This is a genomic window from Deferrivibrio sp. (genome assembly GCF_055117995.1).
In genome coordinates, this window is sequence record NZ_JBSQOT010000066.1 from 1 (window position 1) to 6,890 (window position 6,890).

Annotated in this window: 9 protein-coding genes; all 9 read right to left on the minus strand. The window is 35.3% G+C overall.

Annotation, left to right across the window (positions count from 1 at the left end; all coding sequences use genetic code 11):
* Positions 1–509 (minus strand): AAA family ATPase (locus ACTCAF_RS10635; RefSeq protein ID WP_463063256.1); only part of this gene is annotated, 509 nt, incomplete at its 3' end.
* Positions 502–1,389, minus strand: coding sequence for an NAD(+)/NADH kinase (locus ACTCAF_RS10640; protein ID WP_463063257.1), 888 nt, complete (start codon positions 1,387–1,389; stop codon positions 502–504). The genes ACTCAF_RS10640 and ACTCAF_RS10635, both read right to left, overlap by 8 nt.
* Entirely contained in the window at positions 1,337–2,140 is an 804-nt protein-coding gene (locus tag ACTCAF_RS10645; RefSeq protein WP_463063258.1) for a TlyA family RNA methyltransferase, read from the minus strand. Before ACTCAF_RS10645 ends, ACTCAF_RS10640 begins: the two co-directional genes overlap by 53 nt.
* The gene (gene dxs, locus ACTCAF_RS10650) at positions 2,128–3,990 is read right to left on the minus strand and encodes a 1-deoxy-D-xylulose-5-phosphate synthase (protein WP_463063259.1); all 1,863 of its coding nucleotides are present in this window, start codon (positions 3,988–3,990) and stop codon (positions 2,128–2,130) included. The genes ACTCAF_RS10645 and dxs overlap by 13 nt, the downstream gene beginning before the upstream one ends.
* Before the next feature lie 10 nt (positions 3,991–4,000).
* A complete protein-coding gene (locus ACTCAF_RS10655; protein ID WP_463063260.1) occupies positions 4,001–4,900 on the minus strand; it encodes a polyprenyl synthetase family protein in 900 nt (299 codons plus the stop codon).
* A complete protein-coding gene (xseB, locus tag ACTCAF_RS10660) occupies positions 4,893–5,117 on the minus strand; it encodes an exodeoxyribonuclease VII small subunit (RefSeq protein WP_463063261.1) in 225 nt (74 codons plus the stop codon). Before xseB ends, ACTCAF_RS10655 begins: the two co-directional genes overlap by 8 nt.
* A gap of 1 nt (position 5,118) precedes the next feature.
* Positions 5,119–5,589: a peroxiredoxin gene (locus tag ACTCAF_RS10665; RefSeq protein WP_463063262.1), complete on the minus strand. Its 471-nt coding sequence runs from the start codon at positions 5,587–5,589 to the stop codon at positions 5,119–5,121.
* Positions 5,579–6,685, minus strand: coding sequence for a dual-specificity RNA methyltransferase RlmN (rlmN, locus tag ACTCAF_RS10670; protein ID WP_463063263.1), 1,107 nt, complete (start codon positions 6,683–6,685; stop codon positions 5,579–5,581). Before rlmN ends, ACTCAF_RS10665 begins: the two co-directional genes overlap by 11 nt.
* The coding region (locus ACTCAF_RS10675) for a GGDEF domain-containing protein (RefSeq protein WP_463063264.1) at positions 6,636–6,890 on the minus strand (255 nt) is incomplete at its 5' end. The genes ACTCAF_RS10675 and rlmN, both read right to left, overlap by 50 nt.

Below are 6,890 nucleotides of genomic sequence, written 5' to 3' on the forward strand. Positions count from 1 at the left end.
TACTTTTTTTTAATTTTGAGATATTCAAAGTAATTTTCCCTGTATGATATGAGATTACCGGACTTAATGTACTTATCTATATATTTCATGTGGTTTTTGGGATTAAGCAGCTTTTGGTTTTCATGTTGTCCATGTATATCAACGATTTCAGATATAATATCTTTGAGCTGTTGCACTGTTGCTAAGTTGCCGTTTATCATTATTTTGTTTTTACCTGTTGGGTCGATTGTTCTTTTAACTATAATTTCACTGTCAATGTCAAATTCTTCCCTGATTTCTTCAGTCAAAAAATCAAAATTGTCTTCAAATACAGCTTCAACTTTTACTGACTCTTCTGTGTTTCTTGTGAGTGACTTATTAAACCTTTCCCCCATCAAAAGTTTGAGGGCGCCTATAAGGACAGATTTGCCTGCTCCTGTTTCTCCTGTAATAATGTTAAGACCGTTGTCAAACTCAATATAAACGTCCTCAATTACTCCGAAATTTTTTACTGACAATATCTTAAGCATTGCTGCTGCCCCAGCCAAGCTTTTCTTTCAAAAGCGTGAAGTAGTTGTGGTGTTTTGTAACAATAAGATTTGCTGATGAATTTGATTTTTCCACATAAACAGTTTCGTTTGCTTCCATTTTTTTTCCTTCCTGACCATCACATGTGATAAATACTTTGTCATCAAGATTTCTTACTTTTATCTGCAATTTACTTGTCTCATGCAGGACAATTGGCCTGTGGCTCAGAGCATGTGGGCATATCGGGGTTACAATGATAGAATTAAGTGTAGGATAAACTATTGGTCCTCCTGCCGCAAGGGTATATGCGGTTGAACCTGTTGGTGTGGATACAATTATTCCATCTGCTCTGTATGTATTCATAAAAAGATTGTCAACAGACACATCGATATCTATTATTCTTGCAAGTGCACCCTTGTTAATAACGAGGTCGTTTATAACTTTGGTCTTAAATGTAGTATTGTCGCCTTTTTTTACTGTAATGTCAAATTTCATCCTTTTTTCAATAGAAAAGTTTCCTGAAAAAACCTCATCAAGGGTAGCTTTTGCATTTTCAAGTTTTGTATCTGTCAAAAATCCGAGCCTTCCGAGATTGATTCCCATTACAGGCGTATCTTTGTCCTGTAAAAGTCTTATTGCGGATATAAGAGTACCATCCCCTCCAAGTACAACCAAAAGGTCGGCTTCTTCTCTGATTTCACTGTCATCTGAAAATTCTTTGGAGTCAAGTGCCTCAGCGGCTCTTTTTTCGAGGATTATATTTTTATTGTTTGATTTTAAATAATTTATAATATCCAGAGTAATCTCTCTTATATTATTGGTATGTGGTTTAACAATGATAGCAATATTCTTCATAAACAACTTTCCTGATTTCGTTTTCATTTATTTTGTCATTACATTTTGTATTATACTTTAAATATAAAAGGTATTCAATATTTCCTTTTGGTCCTTTAATTGATGAAGCTACAAGTCCATGAGTATATAACTTATACTCTTCAGCAAAATCAATTATTTTTGTGATGACCTGTATATGAATCTCTTTATCCCTTACTACACCGTTTTTGCCAACATGCTTTGCTCCGGCTTCAAATTGGGGCTTTATTAAAAGACAAATTTCCGTACTTGAGTGACAAAACTGAATAATTTTGGGAATGATATTTGTCAATGATATAAAAGACACATCTGAAACAATCATATCAACTTTTTCATTAATTATTTCATAGTCTATATATCTGAAATTTGTTTTTTCAATGTTCATTACTCTGGGGCTGTTTAGAAGTTTTTCATGAAGCTGGTTTTTTCCTACATCCACTGCAAAAACCTTTTTTGCACCATTTTGCAGACAAAGGTCTGTAAAACCTCCTGTTGATGCCCCAATATCAATTACAGTTTTGTCAGTAAAATCCAGATTAAAATGTTTTAATGCAGTCTCAAGCTTTAATCCGCCACGGCTGACATATTTTAACGATTCCTTTAGAATTACATCACTATTTTCATCTACGAGTGTTCCTGACTTATCGATAATTTTACCATCCAAAATTACCATGCCTGCCATTATCAGTTTTTGTGCTTTTTCCCTTGACTCGGCAAGCCCTTTTTCAACAATCAACTTATCAATTCTTACTTTTGGCATTCTCTTGAGATTAGCTCAACAATTGAATCTGAGTCAATTTTTAATAACTTACGTAAAATGTTTACGTCACCGTGTTCTATAAATTTGTCCGGTATTCCTAATTTAATTACTTTTGTGTAAATATTGTTTTCTAAGAGGATAGAAGCTATTTCCTCCCCCATACCACCTTTAATGCTGTTTTCTTCAATAGTTACTATTAGTTTTTTGTTATTTAAAACTTTTATCAGGCTATCTGTTTCAACGGGTTTAAGAAATCTCATATTTATAAGGGATGTTTTTATTCCAATTTTTTCAAGTTTCTTATGCGCATTAAAACCTTGTGAAAATATATGACCTCCTGTAACAATAGCTATATCACCTTCGCCTGATACTATTTCCGGACGATACAGTTCTATACTTGAGTCGATGTAACCTTCAAGATTTTCTTCACCCCCCCTCGGGTATCTTATTGCAACGGGGGAGTTTATATCTTGAGCCATTTCAAGCATCCTTTCCAGCTCATAAATGTTTTTGGGCATCATAATTGTGAGGTTTGGAATACACCTTAAATACGAAAGGTCAAAACTGCCGTGATGTGTAGGGCCATCAGCTCCCACAAGGCCGGCTCTGTCTATACATAAAACGACAGGTAAATTTTGAAGTGCAACATCATGTATTATCTGATCATAAGCCCTTTGAAGAAATGTGGAATATATTGCCACATAGGGCTTCAGTCCACTTATTGCAAGTCCTGCAGCAAATGTTACTGCATGTTGTTCGGCTATTCCTACGTCAAAAAATCTTTCAGGAAAAATTTCAGCAAATTTTTTTAAGCCAGTACCATCAGCCATTGCTGCAGTAATGGCGACAACTTTCTTATTCTTTATTGCAATATCAGCAAGTTTATCTCCAAAGGCACTGGTAAATGTCTTCTGTGATGCAAATTTTAGCGGTTTACCTGTTTGTTTGTCAAAAGAAGAAACACCATGAAATATATCAGGGTTATCTTCTGCTGGTTTATACCCCTTTCCTTTTTTCGTGGCAACATGAACAAGTACGGGACCATCCTGTTTTAATGCATTGGACAAAGCTGAGACAATATCTTTAATGTTATGGCCATCGATTGGCCCTATATACCTAAGTCCAAGCTCTTCAAAAATAACTCCCGGAGTAAAAAAGCCTATCAGTCCTTCTTCCATTTTCTTTGCTACATGAAGCAGTTGACCTCCGAGAGGAGCATTTTCAAGAAATTTTTGAACATCTTTTCTGAATCTTGTGTAAATATCTCCGGAAAGTATTTTTGACAGGTGCTTTGAAAAAGCTCCTACATTGGGGCTTATTGACATTTCATTATCATTCAGGATTACTATCATATTTTTGTCAAGTTGCCCAAGATTGTTTAGACCCTCAAAGGCAAGCCCTGCTGTCATCGCGCCATCACCAATCACTGCAACAACTTTTTGTCCTTTGCCCAGAATGTCAGAAGCTATTTTTATACCGAGCCCAGCAGAGATTGAAGTGCTTGTATGCCCTACGCCAAATGCATCAAAAATACTTTCAGATGGTTTGATAAATCCGCTTATCCCTTTGTATGTCCTGAGAGTATGAAATCTTTCCCTTCTGTCTGTCAAAATTTTGTAGGCATAAGACTGATGTCCAACATCCCAGACGATTTTGTCAAAATCAGGTTTAAATACCTTTAAGAGAGCAATAGTTAGCTCCACGACACCAAGACTTGGTGCAAGGTGTCCGCCATTGTTTGACACTACATCTATTATCAGCTCTCTAACTTCAGCTGCAAGTTTTTTTAGGGCGTCGTAGTCCAGAGCTTGTATTCCATCAGGTAATTTTACCGTATCAAGTAGTCCCATTGTTCACCTGTTAATTATTTCTTTTGACTATAAATTTTGCTATTTCAACAAGAGGGCGTGCTGGTGTTTTGAAATATTCAATTTCAGCCACCGCATCATTTATTAAGTCAATAGCAATATTCTTAGATTTCTCAACTCCGTAAAAGGAAGTGTATGTTGCTTTGCAGTTTTCCAGGTCACTTTTGGCATTTTTACCTAATTCTTCAGTTGTACCTGTCAAATCAAGTACATCATCATAAATCTGAAACGCAAGTCCTATCTTCTGCCCGAAGTTTTTCAAAATCTCTTTTTCTTTTTCGTTTGCAAAACCGAGGATTCCCCCAAGCTCGGTACAATACCCAATTAGAGCTGCAGTCTTATTCTGATGTATAAACGTGACGTTTTCAATTTCTAATTCACTATTTTCAGCTTTGATATCTGCATATTGACCTGCTACCATCCCCTTATCCCCTGTGGCAACAGCAAGTTTATGGGTTGCCTCCAACATCATTTCTGCAGGTATATCTTGATTTATCTTTTTGTCAGTCATAATTTCAAAAGCTTTTGTCAGGAGTGCATCCCCTGCGAGAATTGCTGTTGCTTCACCAAATACCTTATGGTTTGTAGGTTTCCCCCTTCTCAAGTCGTCGTCATCCATTGCAGGTAGATCATCATGTATCAAAGAATATGTATGCAATATTTCCACTGCTGACGCAAAAGGTGTTACCTTGTCAAAGTAGCTTTCAAATATTCCATAAGCGGAATAGATAAGAGCCGGTCTGAGCCTTTTTCCTCCGGCAAAAACCGAGTATCTCATAGCTTCCGTCAGTCCAACTGAGTATTTACTATGTGGCTTAAGATAGTTGTCAATCCACTCATCAACCTTTTTTGACCAGAAGCTAAGGTAGTTTTTTAGATTGAAATCACTCATTGAAAGGCTCCGTCTTGATTTCTTCCTGAATTTCGCCAACAACCTTTTGCACTTTTAGTTCAATATCTTCAAGGATTTTTTTACATTCTTTACCAAGTGCCATACCTTCCTGAAACAGTTTTAACGACTCTTCTATACCTATTTCTTCACTTTCAAGTTTTTTTGCAATTTCTTCAAGTCTTTTTAATTTTTCTTCAAATTTAATGGTCTCTTTCATATTACAATAACTCTTTTAAATCGTTTAGTATTTTTTCAGCGTGCCCCTTGGCTTTGACATTATAGTAACTTTTCAAAATCTTTCCATTTTTTATTATAAAGGTTGACCTGATTATACCTTTTGTTGTTTTGCCGTACATCTTTTTTTCACCATATGCGCCGTAACTTTCTGCCACACTTTTTTCTTGGTCACTTAAAAGAAGTATTGAAAGGTTGTGCTTATCAGCAAAATTACAATGTGATTTTATGCTGTCAGGACTTATGCCTGCGACAATGGTATTCAATTTTTCAAATTCACTTTTAAGAGCTGTAAATTCAATGGCTTCGGTAGTACAGCCTGAAGTGTTGTCCTTGGGATAAAAATAGAGCACCAGAATATTGTCTTTAAAACTTTCTAAAGAATAAGTCTTGCCGTCGTTTGCTTCAAGCTTAAAGTCCGGTGCCAGGTCACCATTTTGAAGTTTAATCGACATATTTCCCCCTTTTTTTTAGATAGTTTGCATAAAGTTGCCCGCAAGCACCATCGATATCTGCACCAAGGCTTTTTCTTATGAGTGCAGAAAAGCCTGCATCGGTTAAAATCTTTTGAAACTTTAAAACATTATCATAATCTATCTGTTCAAATTTTGAATCTTCTGTTTGATTATAAATAATAAGATTTATCTTTGAAGGGATTTTATGGAGCATTTTTATAAGTCTTTTTGCGTCCTCCAGAGAGTCATTTATATTTTTGAGGAGTACGTATTCGAATGTAATTCTCTTCCTCTTTGGCAAAGGCAATTTTCTGATATCTTCCAGTAGCCTGTTTAAAGGTAATTTTTTGTTTACTGGCATTATATTGTTTCTTGTTTCATCATTGGTAGCATTAAGGGAAATGGCTATATTTGGGGCATTTTTCAGCTTGAAAAGCTTGCTTATGTTATTGCTTATACCGCAAGTTGACACGGTAACTTTCCTATGGGAAAAATTCATTCCGTTTTCATCAAGAATTATTTCAAGCGCCTTTATCAAATTATTTAGGTTATCCAGCGGTTCACCCATTCCCATAAAGACAAGATTTGACAATTCCTTGCCATATTCTTTTAAAGCAACTTCGTTTACTCTTTGTATTTGTCTGATTATTTCTGCCGATGATAAATTTCTGATAAGTCCAATTTTTGCTGTGTTGCAAAATTTACACCCCATCCTGCAACCGACCTGAGATGAAATACACCCGGTTAGTCTGGTTGAATCCTTTAAAATTACAGATTCGATAAAGTTGTTATCTTCAAGTTTTAATAATAATTTTATACTTCCATCTATTTTGGATTTTGTAGTTTCAACTAACGTAACCTTCGTAAGTCTTGTACCTGTTGCAAGTTTTTCTCTCAAAGATTTTGAAAGGTCGGTCATAGATTCAAAATTATCGGCTGATTTTGAATATAACCATTTGTAAACCTGATCTGCCCTGAATTTTTTTTCGTTAATTGATATAAAGTAATCAATAAGTTCTTCTCTGGATAGATTATCAAGCACTATCTCAGTAAATATATTTGATTGTTCTATTTCTTCCCCTTTTTTTAGCTTCATAAAGTGCATCGTCAGTTAGTTTATAAATAGTATTGTAGTCAAGTTTATCTACATTAATTCCCACTAAAAGTCCAATGGAAATAGTAAAATTTATTTTGTAGCTGTCTACTTCAAAAGTTTTGCTTTCTACAAGGTTGCGTATTTTTTCGGCAAGATAATAGCTCCCTTTCTCGTCTGTATCAGGCAAAAGAATAGCAAACTCTTC